The sequence below is a fragment of the Streptomyces sp. NPDC003035 genome, assembly GCF_042888285.1.
Taxonomy (GTDB): domain Bacteria; phylum Actinomycetota; class Actinomycetes; order Streptomycetales; family Streptomycetaceae; genus Streptomyces.
The window spans coordinates 408876-425598 of sequence record NZ_JBIAPJ010000005.1 but is presented as its reverse complement, the minus strand read 5'-3'; the positions used below and the strand labels follow the sequence as shown (position 1 = coordinate 425598).

Annotated in this window: 20 protein-coding genes; 10 read left to right on the top strand and 10 right to left on the bottom strand. The window is 70.5% G+C overall.

The genetic code is table 11. From position 1 onward, the window contains the following. The first annotated feature begins 42 nt into the window (after window positions 1-42). Together ACFYV5_RS18690 and ACFYV5_RS18685 are read left to right on the top strand one after the other, a co-directional pair. A complete protein-coding gene (locus ACFYV5_RS18690) occupies window positions 43-318 on the top strand; it encodes a type II toxin-antitoxin system prevent-host-death family antitoxin (protein ID WP_355104645.1) in 276 nt (91 codons plus the stop codon). Continuing rightward, window positions 315-569 (top strand): Txe/YoeB family addiction module toxin, encoded by a 255-nt coding sequence (locus tag ACFYV5_RS18685; RefSeq protein ID WP_355104647.1) that lies wholly within the window; start codon window positions 315-317, stop codon window positions 567-569. Before ACFYV5_RS18690 ends, ACFYV5_RS18685 begins: the two co-directional genes overlap by 4 nt. 41 nt (window positions 570-610) lie before the next feature. Here ACFYV5_RS18685 and ACFYV5_RS18680 read toward each other — a convergent pair whose 3' ends face one another. Together ACFYV5_RS18680 and ACFYV5_RS18675 are read right to left on the bottom strand one after the other, a co-directional pair. Beyond that, on the bottom strand, window positions 611-3019 hold the full coding sequence (locus tag ACFYV5_RS18680) for a cation-translocating P-type ATPase (RefSeq protein ID WP_389169455.1): 2409 nt from the start codon (window positions 3017-3019) through the stop codon (window positions 611-613). 88 nt (window positions 3020-3107) lie between these two features. Next, window positions 3108-3374 (bottom strand): DUF2530 domain-containing protein, encoded by a 267-nt coding sequence (locus ACFYV5_RS18675; RefSeq protein ID WP_389169452.1) that lies wholly within the window; start codon window positions 3372-3374, stop codon window positions 3108-3110. 147 nt (window positions 3375-3521) lie between these two features. Between ACFYV5_RS18675 and ACFYV5_RS18670 the strand changes: the two genes are divergently transcribed. Next, on the top strand, window positions 3522-4967 hold the full coding sequence (locus ACFYV5_RS18670; protein WP_355104653.1) for an NCS2 family permease: 1446 nt from the start codon (window positions 3522-3524) through the stop codon (window positions 4965-4967). Here ACFYV5_RS18670 and ACFYV5_RS18665 read toward each other — a convergent pair. Then, window positions 4960-5151 (bottom strand): ribbon-helix-helix protein, CopG family, encoded by a 192-nt coding sequence (locus ACFYV5_RS18665; RefSeq protein ID WP_355104655.1) that lies wholly within the window; start codon window positions 5149-5151, stop codon window positions 4960-4962. The genes ACFYV5_RS18670 and ACFYV5_RS18665 overlap by 8 nt on opposite strands. A gap of 132 nt (window positions 5152-5283) precedes the next feature. Here ACFYV5_RS18665 and ACFYV5_RS18660 point away from each other — a divergent pair, with 132 nt between their 5' ends. Beyond that, complete coding sequence (locus ACFYV5_RS18660) at window positions 5284-5727, top strand: MarR family transcriptional regulator (RefSeq protein ID WP_355104657.1); 444 nt, start codon at window positions 5284-5286, stop codon at window positions 5725-5727. Window positions 5728-5754: 27 nt separating this feature from the next. After that, entirely contained in the window at window positions 5755-7092 is a 1338-nt protein-coding gene (locus ACFYV5_RS18655; RefSeq protein ID WP_355104659.1) for an MFS transporter, read from the top strand. A gap of 113 nt (window positions 7093-7205) precedes the next feature. Here ACFYV5_RS18655 and ACFYV5_RS18650 read toward each other — a convergent pair whose 3' ends face one another. Then, a complete protein-coding gene (locus tag ACFYV5_RS18650; RefSeq protein WP_355104661.1) occupies window positions 7206-7784 on the bottom strand; it encodes a TetR/AcrR family transcriptional regulator in 579 nt (192 codons plus the stop codon). A 91-nt stretch (window positions 7785-7875) separates the two neighbouring features. On the opposite strand from ACFYV5_RS18650, the gene ACFYV5_RS18645 reads away from it, so the two are divergent. Beyond that, window positions 7876-8322 (top strand): anthrone oxygenase family protein, encoded by a 447-nt coding sequence (locus ACFYV5_RS18645; RefSeq protein ID WP_389169445.1) that lies wholly within the window; start codon window positions 7876-7878, stop codon window positions 8320-8322. A 68-nt stretch (window positions 8323-8390) separates the two neighbouring features. Here ACFYV5_RS18645 and ACFYV5_RS18640 read toward each other — a convergent pair whose 3' ends face one another. Further along, window positions 8391-8897: a GNAT family N-acetyltransferase gene (locus tag ACFYV5_RS18640; protein WP_355104665.1), complete on the bottom strand. Its 507-nt coding sequence runs from the start codon at window positions 8895-8897 to the stop codon at window positions 8391-8393. Window positions 8898-8930: 33 nt separating this feature from the next. Between ACFYV5_RS18640 and thpR the strand changes: the two genes are divergently transcribed. Continuing rightward, window positions 8931-9500, top strand: a complete 570-nt coding sequence (thpR, locus tag ACFYV5_RS18635) for an RNA 2',3'-cyclic phosphodiesterase (protein WP_389169441.1) — start codon at window positions 8931-8933, stop codon at window positions 9498-9500. Between the two features lie 181 nt (window positions 9501-9681). On the opposite strand, the gene ACFYV5_RS18630 is transcribed toward thpR, so the two are convergent. Together ACFYV5_RS18630 and ACFYV5_RS18625 are read right to left on the bottom strand one after the other, a co-directional pair. Continuing rightward, a complete protein-coding gene (locus tag ACFYV5_RS18630; RefSeq protein WP_389169438.1) occupies window positions 9682-10674 on the bottom strand; it encodes an aldo/keto reductase in 993 nt (330 codons plus the stop codon). Window positions 10675-10739: 65 nt separating this feature from the next. After that, window positions 10740-11273, bottom strand: coding sequence for a MarR family winged helix-turn-helix transcriptional regulator (locus ACFYV5_RS18625; protein ID WP_389169435.1), 534 nt, complete (start codon window positions 11271-11273; stop codon window positions 10740-10742). A gap of 35 nt (window positions 11274-11308) precedes the next feature. Here ACFYV5_RS18625 and ACFYV5_RS18620 point away from each other — a divergent pair, with 35 nt between their 5' ends. Continuing rightward, complete coding sequence (locus ACFYV5_RS18620) at window positions 11309-11779, top strand: carboxymuconolactone decarboxylase family protein (RefSeq protein ID WP_389169432.1); 471 nt, start codon at window positions 11309-11311, stop codon at window positions 11777-11779. A gap of 17 nt (window positions 11780-11796) precedes the next feature. On the opposite strand, the gene ACFYV5_RS18615 is transcribed toward ACFYV5_RS18620, so the two are convergent. Together ACFYV5_RS18615 and ACFYV5_RS18610 are read right to left on the bottom strand one after the other, a co-directional pair. Next, window positions 11797-12480: a GDSL-type esterase/lipase family protein gene (locus tag ACFYV5_RS18615; protein ID WP_389169429.1), complete on the bottom strand. Its 684-nt coding sequence runs from the start codon at window positions 12478-12480 to the stop codon at window positions 11797-11799. 120 nt (window positions 12481-12600) lie between these two features. Continuing rightward, window positions 12601-13734: an amidinotransferase gene (locus tag ACFYV5_RS18610; protein ID WP_389169426.1), complete on the bottom strand. Its 1134-nt coding sequence runs from the start codon at window positions 13732-13734 to the stop codon at window positions 12601-12603. 304 nt (window positions 13735-14038) lie between these two features. Here ACFYV5_RS18610 and ACFYV5_RS18605 point away from each other — a divergent pair, with 304 nt between their 5' ends. Then, window positions 14039-15031: an SGNH/GDSL hydrolase family protein gene (locus tag ACFYV5_RS18605; protein ID WP_389169423.1), complete on the top strand. Its 993-nt coding sequence runs from the start codon at window positions 14039-14041 to the stop codon at window positions 15029-15031. 102 nt (window positions 15032-15133) lie between these two features. Here the strand turns inward: ACFYV5_RS18605 and ACFYV5_RS18600 are convergent, their stop codons facing one another. Further along, complete coding sequence (locus tag ACFYV5_RS18600; RefSeq protein WP_389169420.1) at window positions 15134-15601, bottom strand: pyridoxamine 5'-phosphate oxidase family protein; 468 nt, start codon at window positions 15599-15601, stop codon at window positions 15134-15136. Between the two features lie 128 nt (window positions 15602-15729). On the opposite strand from ACFYV5_RS18600, the gene ACFYV5_RS18595 reads away from it, so the two are divergent. Then, window positions 15730-16713 (top strand): WD40 repeat domain-containing protein, encoded by a 984-nt coding sequence (locus ACFYV5_RS18595; RefSeq protein ID WP_389169417.1) that lies wholly within the window; start codon window positions 15730-15732, stop codon window positions 16711-16713. The last annotated feature ends 10 nt before the right edge of the window (window positions 16714-16723 follow it).

Sequence of the window (16723 nt, the reverse complement as noted above, 5' to 3'; positions counted from 1 at the left end):
CCGTACGACTCGTTGCATGGTCGGATACCCGGAGGTCAGCCCGTGTCGATTTCGGCGAATGAGGCCCGGCAGCGGTTCTACCCGTTGATCCGGCAGGTCAACGAGGACCATGAGCCCATAGAGGTGACCTCTCGCGAGCACGGCGACATCGTCATCATGTCCGCCGAGGACTTCCGGTCCTGGCAGGAGACGGTCTACCTCCTGCGCTCGCCGCGGAACGCGCAGATCCTCATGGAATCCATCGCGGAGCTTGAGGCCGGGCATGGGGAGGCCAGGGAACTGATCGACACGGCGGACGCCGAGGAGCCCGCCGCGTGAAGGTCCTGTTCTCCAGCCGGGCGTGGGATCAGTACGCGTACTGGGCAACAGCCGATCCGAAGATCCTCAAGAGGATCAACCGCTTGATCAAGGAGATCCAGCGGACGCCGTTCGAGGGGGCCGGCAAGCCCGAGCCGCTGAAGGAGAACCTCTCGGGATGGTGGTCCCGACGGATCACCGACGAGCACCGCCTGGTGTACCGCGTGAGGGACGAGGCCGTGGAGATCGCTCAGGCCCGGTACCACTACTGACGCGCCCTGCCCTGCGCCCCGCTCACGCCCCGCTCACGCCCTCACGCCGGGAACCTGTGGTCCACCCACCGCCAGGCGAACTCCAGGATCAGCCCTCCCGCCGCGGCGATCGCCACCGCCGTCCACGGCATCGTCACGCCCACCAGCTTCAGGGCGAAGAAGTCCTGGAGCCACGGGACGACGAGGACGAGGAGGAAGGCTCCGCCCATCGTCGCCACCAGAGCGATGCGCCACCAGGTGTAGGGGCGGGCGACGATCGCCAGGACCCACATGGAGACCAGGAAGAGGGTCAGGGTGGCGGCGCTCGTCTCGGCGTCGAGCGCGCCCGTGCCGCTGTAGTGGGAGCGGGCGACGAGGTACGTGGTGAAGGTGGCCGCCGCCGCGATGATGCCGCCCGGGATCGCGTACCGCATCACCCGTTTCACGAAGTTCGGCCTCGCGCGCTCCTTGTTGGGGGCGAGGGCGAGGAAGAAGGCCGGGACGCCGATGGTCAGCGTCGACAGCAGGGTCAGGTGTCTCGGCAGGAAGGGGTACTCCACCTGTGAGCAGACCACCAGGATCGCCAGGAGCACCGAGTAGACGGTCTTGGTCAGGAACAGGGTCGCCACGCGCGTGATGTTGCCGATCACCCGGCGGCCCTCGGCGACCACCGACGGCAGGGTGGCGAAGGAGTTGTTCAGGAGGACGATCTGGGCGACGGCCCGGGTCGCCTCGGAGCCCGAGCCCATCGAGACGCCGATGTCGGCGTGCTTGAGCGCCAGGACGTCGTTGACGCCGTCGCCTGTCATGGCGACGGTGTGGCCGTGGGACTGGAGCGCGCCGACCATGTCCCGCTTCTGCTGCGGGGTGACCCGGCCGAAGACCGCGTTCTCGTCGAGCGCCTGGGCCATCTCCTCCCGGTCGGTGGGCAGCCGGCGGGCGTCGACGGTGTTCTCGGCGCCCGGCAGGCCGAGCTTTCCCGCCACGGCTCCGACGGAGACCGCGTTGTCGCCGGAGATGACCTTGGCGGCCACGTTCTGGTCCGCGAAGTAGGCGAGGGTGTCGGCGGCGTCCGGCCGCAGCCGCTGCTCGAGCACGACCAGGGCGCTGGGGCGGGCCTCCTCGGCGACCTCGGGGTCGTCCAGTTCGCGGGTGGTGCGGGCGAGGAGGAGAACCCGGAGCCCCTGCTCGTTGAGGTGGTCGATCTCGTCGAGCGTCGGGTCCCCGGCCTTCAGGAGGACGTCGGGGGCGCCGAGCAGCCAGGCCGAGGTCTCGCCGTTGCCCTCGCTGAAGGCCGCGCCGCTGTACTTGCGGGCGGAGGAAAAGGGCAGCGCCTCGGTGCAGCGCCACTCCTCGGCGTCGGGGTAGGCGTCGATGATGGCCTGGAGCGAGGCGTTGGGGTGCGGGTCGGACTCGCCGAGGGCGCCGAGGACCTTCCGTACGTATTCCTCGCCGTTCCCGTCGAGGGTGCGCAGCTCGGTGACGTCCATGCCGCCCTCGGTCAGCGTGCCCGTCTTGTCGAGGCAGACGACGTCGACGCGGGCCAGGCCCTCGATGGCCGGCAGCTCCTGCACGAGGCACTGCTTGCGGCCGAGCCGGATCACGCCGATCGCGAAGGCGACCGAGGTGAGGAGGACGAGCCCTTCGGGGATCATCGGGACGATGCCGCCGACGGTGCGGGCGAGGGAGTCCTTGAGGTTGGTGTCCTTGACGACGAGCTGGCTGATGATGAGGCCGATCGCGGTCGGGACCATCATCCACGTCACGTACTTGAGGATCGTGGAGATGCCGGAGCGCAGCTCGGAGTGGACGAGGGTGAAGCGGGACGCCTCCTCGGCGAGCTGGGCGGCGTACGCCTCGCGCCCGACCTTGGTGGCGGTGAACGCGCCGCCGCCCGCGACCACGAACGAGCCCGACATCATCGTGTCGCCGGGCTTCTTCACCACCGGGTCGGCCTCGCCGGTCAGCAGCGACTCGTCGACCTCCAGGTTGTCGGCCTCCGCGACCTCGCCGTCGACGACGACCTTGTCGCCGGGGCCGAGCTCGATGAGGTCGCCGAGGACGATCTCGGAGGTGGAGACCTGGGAGGAGACCCCGTCCCGGCGGACCGTCGGTTTCGCCTCGCCGATGACGGCGAGCCCGTCGAGGGTCTTCTTGGCGCGCAGTTCCTGGATGATGCCGATGCCGGTGTTGGCGACGATCACGAAGCCGAAGAGGCTGTCCTGGATCGGGGCGACGAAGAACATGATCACCCAGAGCACGCCGATGATCGCGTTGAAGCGGGTGAAGACGTTGCCGCGGACGATGTCGGCGGCGGAGCGCGAGCTGCGGACGGGTACGTCGTTGACCTCGCCGCGAGCGACGCGCTCGGCGACCTCGGCGGAGGTCAGTCCGGCGACGTGGTGGACGACGGGGGGTTCCTCCGCCGCTGTCTCCCTGTCGTCCGTGTCGATCTTCGCCCGCTGAGTCATGTTCTCGACGGTACGACCGGAAGGGCACGTTCACCCGCCGAGAAGGCGGAAGATCAGACCGGGGGAGGACGGAAATGGTCCCCCGGTACTACGGGGCCTCCGCCTGCCGGGCCGCCTCGGCCCGCTTGATCGCGGCGTCGCGCTTGCGGACGTACCAGATGCCGATCAGGCCGAGGCCCGCTCCCGCCAGGCAGGTCCACACCCACCAGGTCAGGTCACGGTCGTCGAACCAGCCGTAGAAGGGGACCTGGACGAGGAAGAGGACGAACCAGAGGATCGTGCCGCCGGTGATGGTGGCGACGACGGGCCCTTCGAGGGGCTCGGGTGCCTCGTACTTCGGTGTCCACTTGGCCATGGGGTCAGTCTAGGTGGCGGGAAATCGTATCTACGCGCGGAGATGGACGCTCGCTCGTTCATGTGTTCATACTGAAACGGTTTGCCTCTGGCGGGTTTCCCTCGTATGAACCGCCAAAAAGGACTTTTCTCCGAAGAGGAACCCCCCATGAGCACCACGGCCACCGCCAAGGCCACGTCCCCCGAGGGCCCCGACGTTCCCGTCTCGGGCCTCGACCGCTTCTTCAAGATCTCCGAGCGCGGCTCGACCGTCGCCCGCGAGGTCCGCGGCGGCTTCGCCACCTTCTTCGCGATGGCCTACATCATCGTGCTGAACCCGATCATCCTCGGCAGCGCCAAGGACATGTACGGGCACCAGCTCGACGGCGGCCAGCTGGTCACCGCGACCGTCCTCACCGCCGCCTTCTCGACGCTCCTCATGGGCGTCATCGGCAACGTCCCGATCGCCCTCGCGGCCGGCCTCGGCGTCAACACCGTCGTCGCCCTCCAGCTCGCGCCGAGGATGTCCTGGGCGGACGCCATGGGCATGGTCGTCCTCGCCGGCATCGTCGTGATGCTGCTCGTCGCGACGGGCCTGCGCGAGCGCGTGATGAACGCCGTCCCGGTCGGCCTGCGCAAGGGCATCGCGATCGGTATCGGGCTGTTCATCATGCTCATCGGCCTCGTCGACTCGGGCTTCGTCTCCCGTATCCCCGACGCCGCGCACACCACCGTCCCGCTCCAGCTCGGCGGCGACGGTCACCTCACCGGCTGGCCGGTCCTGGTCTTCGTCCTCGGCACGCTGCTCACCCTCGCGCTGATCATCCGCAAGGTGCCGGGCGCGATCCTGATCTCCATCGTCGTGATGACGATCGTCGCGATGGTGATCAACGCCGTCGCCACCGTGCCGTCCTGGGGCCTGACCACCCCGACCTGGCCCGGGAACCCGGTGGCCTCGCCCGACTTCGGTCTGGTCGGCGAGGTGAGCCTGTTCGGCGGCTTCGAGAAGGTCGGGATGCTGACCGGCGTCCTGTTCGTCTTCACCGTGCTGCTGTCCTGCTTCTTCGACGCGATGGGCACCATCCTCGGCGTCGGCGACGAGGCGAAGCTGGTCGACAAGGACGGCAACTTCCCCGGCATCAACAAGGTGCTGCTCGTGGACGGCCTGGCCGTCGCGTCCGGCGGCGCCACCTCCTCCTCGGCCACCACCTGCTTCGTGGAATCCACGGCGGGTGTCGGTGAGGGGGCGCGCACCGGCCTCGCGTCGGTGGTCACCGGTGGTCTGTTCTCGGTGGCGCTGTTCCTCACGCCGCTCGCCACGATGGTCCCGTCCCAGGCGGCCACGCCCGCGCTGCTCGCGGTGGGCTTCCTGATCCTGGCCGGTTCCGTCAAGGACATCGACTGGAGCGACTTCACCATCGCGGTGCCGGCGTTCCTGGCGATGGTGATGATGCCGTTCACGTACTCGATCACGAACGGCATCGGGATCGGCTTCATCGCCTTCAGCGTGCTGCGGCTCGCGGCCGGCCGGGGGCGCGAGGTCCCGGTGGCCATGTACGTCGTCTCGGCGGTGTTCGTCTTCTACTACGCGATGCCGGCTCTCGGCCTCACGTAGGCCGCGTCAGGCCGTAGAACTTCTCTGTCTCGTCGACGGCGGTCTGGAACCGTTCGTCGAAGTCATCGCGGATGAGCGTCCGGACCACATAGTCCTGGACGCTCATTCCGCGTTTGGCGGCATGTCCCTTGAGACGGTCGAGCAGCTCACCGTCGATGCGCAGGCTGAGCACGGTCGATCCCATGCCCGTCAGAGTCGCGGCAGGAACGGTGCCCGTGCGTCACTTTCCGGATCCATCTCACTCGTTCGGGTGACAGATTCGGTCGCCGGCATTCCGAATGGTATTTAGACTGGGTAATGAGTTATGCTAACGAACATGCCTGACCTGTCCCATGGCGCCGCTGCCGACGCGGCCGCCGTGAACGAGCTCCGCTCCGCCGTCATGCGACTGGGCCGACGCCTCAAGCACCAGCGTGTCGACGAGTCGCTGAGCCCGACCGAGATGTCGGTGCTCGGCACCCTCGCTCTCTGCGGCTCCGCCACCCCCGGCGAGCTGGCCCGCAAGGAGCACGTCCAGCCGCCGTCGATGACCCGCATCGTCGCGCTGCTCGAAGCCAAGGGACTGGTCCGGCTGGAGCCGCACCCCGACGACCGCCGGCAGAAGGTGGTCAGCCCGACCGAGCGGGCCGAGGCCATGCTGGAAGAGTCCCGCCGCAAGCGGAACGCCTGGCTGGCGACGCTCGCCGAGGGCCTGGACGAGGACGAATGGGCCAAGCTGCGCGCGGCCGCCCCCGTCCTGGAGAAGCTCGCCCACCTTTAGAGATCTACGCCGAGGAGGCGACGCACTTTGAGTACGGGACCCGGAGCAGACTCCGCACCCGTCCACAAACCCGATACCCACACCCGCGGGCGGGGGGAAACCTTCTCCTCACTCCGCATACGCAACTACCGGCTGTTCTTCACCGGTGCCATCGTCTCCAACACCGGCACCTGGATGGCCCGTATCACCCAGGACTGGCTGGTCCTGAGCCTCACCGGCTCCGCCGCCGCCGTCGGCATCACCACGGCGCTGCAGTTCCTGCCGATGCTGCTGTTCGGTCTGTACGGCGGTGTCCTCGCCGACCGCTACCCGAAACGGCGCATCCTCCTCATCAGCCAGGCCGCCCTCGGCCTCTGCGGGCTCGCGCTCGCCGCCCTGACGCTCTCCGGCCACATCCAGGTCTGGCACGTCTACCTGGTCGCCTTCCTCCTCGGCATGGTCACCGTCGTCGACAACCCGACCCGGCAGTCCTTCGTCTCCGAGATGGTCGGCCCCGACCAGCTGCGCAACGCCGTCTCGCTGAACTCCGCGAACTTCCAGTCCGCCCGGCTCGTCGGCCCGGCCGTCGCCGGCCTGCTCATCGCCACCGTCGGCAGCGGCTGGTCGTTCCTGCTCAACGGCCTGTTCTTCCTCGCCCCGCTGGCCGGGCTGCTCCTGATGCGCCCCGCCGAGTTCCACAAGGTGGAGCGCGCGCCGCGCGGCAAGGGGCAGCTGAGGGAGGGCCTGCGATACGTCGCCGGGCGGCCGGACCTGATCTGGCCGATCGTGCTCGTGGGCTTCGTCGGCACCTTCGGGTTCAACTTCCCGATCTGGCTCACGGCCTTCGCCGACGACATCTTCCACGTGGGCGCGGGGACCTACGGCTTCCTGAACACGCTCATGGCGGCCGGCTCGCTCGCGGGCGCCCTGTTCGCCGCGCGGCGCGGCAGCACGCGGCTGCGGATGCTGGTGGTCGCGGCGGTGATCTTCGGCCTCCTGGAGATCGCGGCCGCGTTCTCCCCGTCCTTCTGGCTCTTCGCGCTGCTGCTGGTCCCGATCGGCATGTTCGGCCTCACGGTCAACATCACCGCCAACTCGGCCGTCCAGCTGGCGACGGATCCCGTCATGCGGGGCCGGGTCATGAGCCTCTACATGATGGTCTTCGCCGGCGGCACTCCGATCGGGGCGCCGCTCCTCGGCTGGATCACCGACACGTACGGGCCGCGGATCGGCTTCGCGACGGGCGGTCTGGTCTCCCTCGCGGCGGCCTGCGTCATCGGCCTGGTCCTGGCGCGGGTCGGCGGCCTGAAGGTGTCCTTCGCCTGGCGCCACGGCCACCCCCAGGTCCGCCTCGTCGCCCGCGAGCGCCTGGCGACAGCGGCGTAGCCGGGTCTCCCGGGGCTGCTCCCGCGGCCGGTCCGTCACGACGGGGCTGCCCGCCGATCCCGGCGGGTGGCGCTGTCGGCAGGCCCCGGCCGCGTGCCCGCCGGGACGGTGTGTCAGACCATCGCGAGCCGGTCCACCAGCAGGTCCACCCTGCGCTCGGTGTCCTCCGGCGGCAGCCGTCGCGCCCGGGTCAGGGTCGCGAGGCCGTGCAGGGCGGCCCAGAACACCTCGGTGAACAGCGCCGGGTGGACGCCGTCCCCGGCGACCTCGCCGAGGCTTTCCAGCAGGGCGGCGAAGGCGTCCTTCAGCGGTTCCGGGGTGTCCTCGTGCGCGAAAGCCAGACCGCCGTCGAGCTGGAACATGGCGTCGTAGACCGCCGGGTTGCGCTCGGCGAAGTCGAGGTAGGTGCGGGCGAGTGCGGTGACCCGGGTGCGAGGTCCGTCCGCGGCGGAGGTCGCGGCCCGCAGCGCCGCGGCCATCTCGGCGGCGCCTTCGAGGGCGACGGCGCCGATGATCTCGCGCTTGCCGCGGAAGTGGCTGTAGAGGACGGGCTGGCTGTACTCGATGCGCTCGGCGAGCCGGCGGGTGGTGACCGCGTCCCAGCCCTGCTGCTCGGCGAGTTCGCGGGCCGTCGCCACGATGAGGCGCTCGCGGCCGGCCCGTTCGCGTTCCTTGCGTTCCTGTACCGACATGCCTCGATCCTAGCATCGCTAGACAATCAAGCGGCAGCAGTACTAGCGTTGCCTCATCAGCTAGCAGCGCTAGATCCCAGAAGGGGCCGTCATGCTCAACGCACTCGAGGTCTTCACCACCGTGGTCGTCGGCGTGATGGTGGGGGTGGAGTTCTCCGTCGCCTTCGTCGTCAACCCGATCCTCAACGCACTCCCGGAGGACAGCGGCCAACTCGGCCGCGCCCACGGGGGCCGGATGCTCGGCGCCGTGATGCCGGTCTGGTACATCACCTCGCTCGTCCTCGTCGCGGTCTGGGCCGTCGCCGGATGGCACCACCACGGCACCGGCCTCGTCGTCACCGCCGGCGCGCTGCTGATCCTCAGCGTGATCATGTCGATCCTGCTGCTCGTCCCGATCAACAACCGGGGCAAGACGTGGACCCCTGAGAACCGGCCCGCCGACTGGAAGCAGCAGATGAACCGCTGGGACCGCTATCACTACGTCCGCGTCGCCGTCATCATCGCCGCCTTCACCCTGCTGGTCGCCGCCCTCGTCTGAGCGGACCTGGGGTGGCCCGGGTGCGCGCGCCCGAACCGCGCGCACCGCTGCACCCCCGGCCCGCAGCGTCAGACCCGGCGCTCCAGCACCTGGCCCGGCCAGTCGCCCACCGTGAACGGCTCCGTCCTCGTGAAGCCCTGGCGCTCGTAGTACGCCACCAGGCGGCCCTCGCTGCCCGCGAAGCAGTCCACCCGCAGCAGCGAGATCCCCTGGCGGCGAGTCTCCTCCACCGCGTGGGCGAGCAGCGCCGCGCCCACCCCCCGCCCGTGGAAGCGCCCGTCCGTCGCCAGGAGGTGGACGTAGACCTCCGGCTCGTCCACCGGCGCCACGTACGACGTCGGGTGCGGGGTCAGCGTCACGGTGCCCGCCGGCTCGCCGTCGATCTCGGCGATCCACGGCGTACCCGAGTCGACGATCTCCCCGACCTTCTTCACGGCCGCGGGCTTCGACGTCCAGGGGTCCGTGCCCCACTGGTCGGTGATCCCCATGCCGTTGAGCCAGACGACGGCGCTGTCGAGCATCGCGAGTATCGCGGGGACGTCGTCCGCCCCGCCCTTCCTGATCGTGATCTCCATCCGGCCCACGTTAGCCACTGCCAGACTCTCCGTATGAGGCTTTTCGCTGCCGTACTGCCACCGCCGGAGCAGCTGACCGAGATCGCCCGGGTCGTCGACCGTCTGGACCACCTGCCCGGTGCCGAGCGGTTGCGCTGGACCTCACGGCCCGGCTGGCACTTCACGCTCGCCTTCATGGGCGAGGTCGACGAGGAGCTGCTCCCCGACCTCCACGAGCGGCTCGCCCGCGCCGCCCACCGCACCCCGCCGTTCGGCCTGCGGCTGCACGGCGGCGGACACTTCGGCCGGGCGGTGCTGTGGACGGGGGCCGCCGGGGACCTCGACGTGATGCGGCTGCTCGCCGAGCGCGCCGACGCGGCCGCCCGCCGGGCCGGGGTGCCGATGGACGAGCACCGCCGCTACCAGGCGCACCTGACGATCGCCCGCTCCCGCGACGGCGTCGACCTGCGCCCCTTCGTCGACGCGCTCGCTTCCTTCGAGGGCACCCGCTGGCAGGTCCCCGAGCTGGCGCTGGTGCGCAGCAACCTCCCGGGCGGCGGTGTGCCGGGGGAGCAGCCGCGGTACGAGACGGTCGCCGCATGGCCGCTCGGAGGCGCGGGTTAACCTCGAAGGGTGGACCCGAAAACCCGTAACCGGATCATGGCCGGTGTGCTCGTCCTGATGTTCGCGATCATCGCGGTGACCTCCGTGGTCGGTCAGTAGCCGCCAGTACCGCGACCGCCGACCGCGCCGGCCGCCGCCCCGCCCCGCGGGGCGACGGCCGTTCCCGCGTCGTGCTACGCCCTCACCAGGCGAAGGCCTCCGGGGACGGGCCCGGGCCGGGGAAGATCTCGTCCAGGCCGGACAGCACCTCGTCGCTCAGCTCCAGCTCCAGCGCCCGCAGGGCGGACCGGAGCTGCTCGGCGGTGCGCGGGCCGACGATCGGGCCGGTGACGCCGGGGCGCGTGAGCAGCCAGGCCAGGGCCGCCTCGCCGGGCTCCAGGCCGTGCTTGTCCAGCAGCTCCTCGTACGCCTGGACCTGTGCCCGCACCGCGCTGTCGGCCAGCGCCTCCGCGGTCCGGCCCGAGGCGCGCCGCCCGCCGCTGGTCTCCTTCCGGATGACCCCGCCGAGCAGTCCGCCGTGCAGCGGGGACCAGGGGATGACCCCGAGTCCGTAGTCCTGGGCGGCCGGGACGACCTCCATCTCGGCGCGGCGCTCGTAGAGGTTGTAGAGGCACTGCTCGCTGACGAGGCCGACCATCCCACGCCGGGCCGCGGCCTCGTTGGCCTGGGCGATCTTGTAGCCGGGGAAGTTGGAGGAGCCGGCGTAGAGGATCTTCCCCTGCTGGATCAGGACGTCGATCGCCTGCCAGATCTCGTCGAAGGGTGTGCGCCGGTCGATGTGGTGGAACTGGTAGATGTCGATGTAGTCGGTGCCGAGCCGCTTGAGGGAGCCCTCGACGGCCCTGCGGATGTTCAGCGCGGAGAGCTTGTCGTGGTTGGGCCAGACGGTCTCGCCGTCGGCGGCCATGTTGCCGTAGACCTTGGTGGCCAGGACGGTCCTGTCCCGCCGGCCGCCGCCCTGGGCGAACCAGCTGCCGATGATCTCCTCGGTGCGGCCCTTGTTCTCGCCCCAGCCGTAGACGTTGGCCGTGTCGAAGTAGTTGATCCCCGCGTCGAGGGCGGCGTCCATGATCACGTGGCTGTCGGTCTCGTCGGTCTGGGGTCCGAAGTTCATCGTGCCGAGGACGAGTCGGCTGACCTTGAGTCCCGTGCGTCCGAGCTGTGTGTACTTCATGGGGCACAAGCCAACGCCCTCGAGCGCGCTTCAGGCAAGAGGGGCCCGGGGCGCGGGTGTTGGGATCAGCTGCCGCCGAGCCAACTGGTGGCGTCGAGGCGGAAGGCGGTCTCCGGCGGGACGACCTGGCGCAGGGCGGTCTCCATGTCCCGTACGCGGTCGGCGCCGAGGGCCGCGCACCACTCCGCGCGCAGTTCGTCGAAGATGGCGGCCGAGCGGGCCAGGGCGTCGTGGCCGTGCGCGGTGAGGCGGACGAGTTTGCGGCGGGCGTCGGCCGGGTCGTCGGCGCGCTCGGCGTAGCCGACGGCGAGGAGGCGGTCGACGGTCTTGCCGGCGGCCTGCTTGGAGACGCCGAGGCGGCGTCCGATGTCGCTCGCGGTGGCGCCCTGGGGCCCGCTCGCGCCGATGGCCTGCAGGGCGAAGCCGTGGGCGGGGCGCAGCTCGGGGTGGCCCTGGCGGGTCAGTTCGGCGTGGAGCCGGTCGATGAGGGTGCGGAAACCGGCGAAGAGAAGCAGGGGCAGCTCGAACCCCGCGGGGGATTCCCCCTTGCCCGTATCGACAACCTGGTTTACGTTTCTCTCATCGGCATGGTCAACCATGTTGTCGATCCTATCTCTCTGTCCCAGGAGCCGCCTTGTTCACCGATCACACCGTAGAGACCGCCCCGGACGCCTCCCGCCGCCCCATGGAGAAGGTGACCGCCGCCTGGGGGCATCTCCCGCAGGCCGTCGCGCGCATGGCCGAATCCCCGCACGCGCTGGACGGCTTCCTGAGGATGAGCGCGCTGTTCGAGACCACGACGCTCGATCCGCACTCCCGCGAGACGGTCATCCTGACGGTCGCCGAACGGAACCAGTGCCATCTGTGCGTCGAGCTGCACGAGCGGAAGCTGACCGGCCTCGGCCCGGCGGAGAAGCCCGAACGGCTCGAGGCGGTACGGCGGTTCACCCATCAGGTCCTCGCCGCGTCGGGCGCGGTGAGCGACGCGCAGCTGGAGCGGTTCTTCGCGCACGGCTACACCCGCCAGAACGCCCTGGAGGTCGTCCTGGGCATCGGCGCGTACACCCTGTCGACCCTGGCGAACCGGCTGACGCGCTCGGTGTGAGCGGCGTGAGCGGCGTGTCAGCGCGCCCGGTAGGGCGAACCCAGGCCCCACGCCTGGTGCATGGCCGCCGCGAAGGCACCCGCCAGCTTGTGCTCGCCGGTCGGGCCCGGATGGGTGCCGTCGTAGGTGTCCGTGTGGATGTCGTACGACTCCGGAACCGTCGCGAGCAGCAGTGGCGACACGGCCGTGTCGAGGTCGGCGACGGCCTTCGCGAGGAGTTCGTTGAAGCGCTCGCACTCGGCGGCGAAGGGCGGGTCGTACTCGGCCCGTACGTTCGGGATGACGGGCAGGATCACGGCCTTGACGCGCGGGTTCGCCGCGCGGGCGGCGGTGACGAAGGCGCGCGTGTTCTCGGCCGTCTGGCCGCTGTTGGTGTAGAAGCCGAGGTCGATCAGGCCGAGCGAGACCAGCAGGACGTCCGCCCCGGTCGCGGTGACGGTCTCGCCGATGAGCGGGGCCATGTGCAGCCAGCCCTCGCCCCAGCCGGCCAGATGGCGCCGGGCCGGGGCGGGGAAGCCCGGGTCGGCGTACGCGTGGGAGAGGGGCGCGTCGGCGGCGGTGTCGTACAGCTCGGTGCGCGGCCCGACGATCTCGTACCGCCCCGGCAGGACGGTTTCGAGGTGCTGCCACATGCGGTAGCGCCAGGTGTGATCGCCGGCGCGTCCGATGGTGCAGCTGTCGCCGACGAACATGAAACGCATGGCGCTCATTCTCGCCGAGGGCACGGACCGCCGACGACGTGATCCAGGACACGGGAGCTGCCTGGTGGCCGGGGCCGGTCGGCGTCCGACGGTGTCGGTCGGCGTCAGTGCGTCAGTGCGTCAGTCGACGTACGACTCGAGCGTCCCGCGCCGCCGGACGTCGAGCGTCGCGCAGTGGAACGAGCCGCCGAACGGCGCGTAGTGCAGCAGCTCGCACGGGATGGGCTCGAACCCCCACCGCTCGAGCGCGCGCAGCATGCCGGTGTGGTGCCGCTCCGCGATCACCCGTTTCTCGTCGACCATGAGGACGTTCATGCTGAGCCACTTGCCGCACATCGAGGTGAGCCTGAGCAGCGGATCGCGGATCGGGTCGGGCTCGGGCGCGATCAGGACGTCCCACGAGCGCAGGACGTCGGGCAGGCGGTCGACGTCGACGTACTCGGGATTGACCAGCACCTTGCCGGGCGCGAGCGGCACGAACGTCGTGTCGATGTGCATGGGCGTACGGCAGCGGCTCTCGATCTCGTGGATGCGGTAGCCGGGTCCGAGGTGGCGGCGCAGCCACTCGATGCCCATCCGGTTGGTGACGTTGCTTCGGGTGACGAAGAGGTCGCGCCCCGCGCGCACGAAATCCGCCGCGTCGAAGACCGGCTCGAACTCGGTCAGGATGTAGCGCATGGGCTCGCCGTCCCGGGGGGCACGGAAGTCCGCCTCGTACAGCGCCTCGGTGAGCTGCGGCTTCGGTGCCGCCGTCCAGCGCGCACCGCGCCGGAAGTAGTCCTTGATGAGCGTGCGATAGGAGTGGGTCTCGAAGTACCGGCTCGGCCATGCTCCCGGGGTCTCGATGATCTCGTCGCCGATCACGAGCAAGGTGTCACGAGGGCAGGAGTTGGCGAATCCGCGCGCGGACCAGTCCGGGGTGCCGAAGCGCTTCTTGTAGTCCACCGCGTCCGGCCGCCGGACCGTGACGCCGAGGGACTGCAGGAGGGTGACGAACTCGTCGAGCTCCTGCTGCGCCTGATGGAGCAGCAGGCGCGGATACCGGAAGCCGGAAGCCAGTGCCTGCCACCGTGCCGCCCGGGGCGGGATGTTGCAGGTCACCACCGGGTGGTTGGAAGGGATCGTCGCGCCCTCCAGGCGTCCGACGATGATCTCCTCCAGCGGGTCCCACTCGTTGTGTGACCCGACCGGTGAGACGCGAGTTTCCGCCACCTCGGCAGTCATCGGGATGCCGGGCCGCTCTTCCACCGCCATGTTCAACCGCCTTCGATCACAGAAGTCGGCCACTTTCCGTGTTCGACCGTGACCCCACGTGAACACATCGGAGGGGGCGGGTCAACGAACGGCGCGGCCCGCGTCGTGGCCTTCGTGGCCTTCGTGGCCTTCGTGCGGGGCGGGCCGGTCGGCCAAGATCGAGGAGTGCTCCCCGTAACGCGCCGCGAATGACTCCTACGCGCCCTGTTACCGGAGGTCAGGCCGGCATTTTTCCCACCGCGCGGGGTGATGGTCCGGGTAGGTGATGACCGTACGTCGTGGGGTGAACGGAGGAACGGCTCTGATGAGAACCGCATGCGTGGTGGCGGCCGCGCTGCTGATGTCGGTGCTGCCGACGTCCGCGGCACCCGCGAACCCCGAGAAGATCCCCACGGTGTTCCTGGGCGACGCTTCCATCGGCGGGTACGGCATCGCACCCGTCGACCAGGGCGCGCTGCTGTGCGTGCGGGCGGCGGAGAACCTGCCGGACGTGATCGAGGACCAGCTCGCCGACCAGTCGATCCTGCTGGACATCACGGCGGACGTGTCGTGCGCGGGCGCCGCGCTCCACCACGTGTGGGAGGAGCAGGACCTCGGCGGCGGCATGACGGCGGCACCGCAGAAGCGGGCGCTGACGAAGGAGACGCGGCTGGTGGTCGCGGGCCTCGGGGCCGGGACGGTGGGGCTGGGGCAGATCCTGAAGCAGTGCTCGGCGCGGCTGCGCGGGACGGAGGGCGCGCATCTGCCGGACCGCCCGGTGGACGCGGCCTCGCCCGCGGCGCGGTGTCGCGCGTACTTCTCGACGGGCGCGGGCGCGGCGTGGCTGGAGGCGCGGTTCGAGCGGACCGGCAAGGACCTCGACAAGCTGTTCTCCGAGATCGGCAGCGAGGCGCCGTCGGCGAAGACGGTTCTGGTGGGCTACCCCCGGCTGGTCCCCGCGGACCGGACGCTGTGCCGCGCCCCGCTCCCGGGCGGGGGCGGCGGCCCGCTCGGGGACGTGCCGGAGGAGGCATGGGCCTTCCTCGACGAGAAGGTCCAGGCCCCGCTCAACGCGCTGATGGCGGCGAAGTCGAAGCGGTCCGGGGCGCACTTCGTCGATCTGTACGCGTCGACGGGCGCGTCGACGGCGTGCGACGGCACGGACCGGGCGGTGGGCGGCCTGCTCGAACCCTCGCAGGTGACGCTCCTCCACCAGACGCTGCCGTGGTTCCTCCGGTCGAACGAGACGGGCCGGGACGGCAACGGCGACGCGGTCGCCCAGTCGATCGCGGCGATGTACGGCCACGGCCCGGCCTGACGCGGTGCCCGCGGATCCGGCCTGACGGCGGCGCCTACGGCCCGGCCTGACGGGGCGGTGCCCACGGCCCCGGCCTGACGGGGCGGCGCGTACGTCCCCGGCCTAGCCGTCGATGTCGAGCGCCGTGCCGTACAGCCGGTCCACCTTCAGCCGGATGACGACACGGCGCTCGGCCACCGCCTGAGCCAGGAAGGCGTCCGCGTCCTCGCCCTGCGGTCGCGCGGCCTCCGGGACCATCGAGAGCAGCTCCCGCCCGACCGCGTCGCCCGGCGTGCTCGTGGTCTCGGAGACCTCGGCCTCACCCTCGGCCACGGCGAACGACCACACGTCGCCGCCCGGTACGTGCACGGCCGCGTGCGGGTCGCGCCGGAGCTGCTTGACCTTGACGCGGTCCGCGGTGGTGGAGAACCGTACGATCCGTGCTTCGGCGTCCCAGCTGTAGAGCATGGTCGTGAGGTGGGGGTGGCCACTGCGCTTGTTGGTGGCCAGGGTGCCGAACCGCTGCGTGCTCAGCAGCTCGGAGAGCTCGTCGTCGGAGAGGGGGCGGGGAGGCGCGGGCTTCTGGGTCATGTCGGGGCCAACTCCCTTACAGGCTCAGGAATTCCGGTCGGTCGGACGTGACGCGGCGTGAGGGCGGGCGGCGGCCCGGACGTCCGATCGGCGCCGGCTTCGCCGGCCTCCGTGGCAGGCTGGAGGGCATGCGATCACTGCTGGGCGTCTCCGGTGCCGCCGTCCTCGTCCTCCTCTCGGGCCCGGCCGCGTACGCCGCCGAGGCCGACCAGGACTTCACGATCAAGGATCCCCGGATCACCGAGTCCAGCGGTCTCGCCGCCAGTCGCGCCCACCCGGGCGTCTACTGGACGCACAACGACCAGGACGCGCCGCTGATCTACGGCATCGACTCCCGTACCGGCGAGACGGTCGCGACGCTCACCATGAAGGGCGTCGGCACCCCCCGGGACATGGAGGCGATCTCCGTCGGCCCGGACGGTGACATCTACGTCGGTGACATCGGCGACAACCGGGACGGCACCTGGGACCACGTCTGGATCTACCGCTTCCCCGAGCCCAGGCAGCTGAAGGACCAGACGGTCACGGCGAAGCAGTACGACGTGAAGTACGCGGACGGGCCGCGCAACGCCGAGGCCCTGATGGTGCATCCGAAGACCGGCCGGGTCTACATCGCCAGCAAGAACGAGAACACCGGCGGGCTGTACGCGGGCCCGGAGCGGCTGTCGACCGCGGGGACGAACGTCTTCCGCCGCGTCGACGACGTGCCGTGGGTGACCGACGGCGCCTTCTCGCCGGACGGCGGCCGGCTCGTGCTGCGCGGCTACTTCAGCGCGAAGGAGTACGCGTGGAAGGACGGCCGCCTCGGGGACGACGGAGAGTCCGTGGGGGCGCCCTTCCAGGGGCAGGCGGAGTCGGTGACGTACACGAGGGACGGATCGGCGCTGATGTTCGGCTCGGAGGGTGAGGGGAGCCGGGTCGTCCGGGTCGAGACGGACCGGCCGAAGCCCTCGGAGAGCGGCGGCGCCCCGGCCCCGGCTCCGACGCCGTCGGCCGACGCGCAGGCGCCCGGCACGGAGACCGACCGGGGCAATTTCACCGTCGGCGTGTTCGTGCTCGCCGCCGCCACCGCCCTCGTCATCGGCGGGAAGCGCCTCCTGCGCCGCGGCTGACGAGCACCTC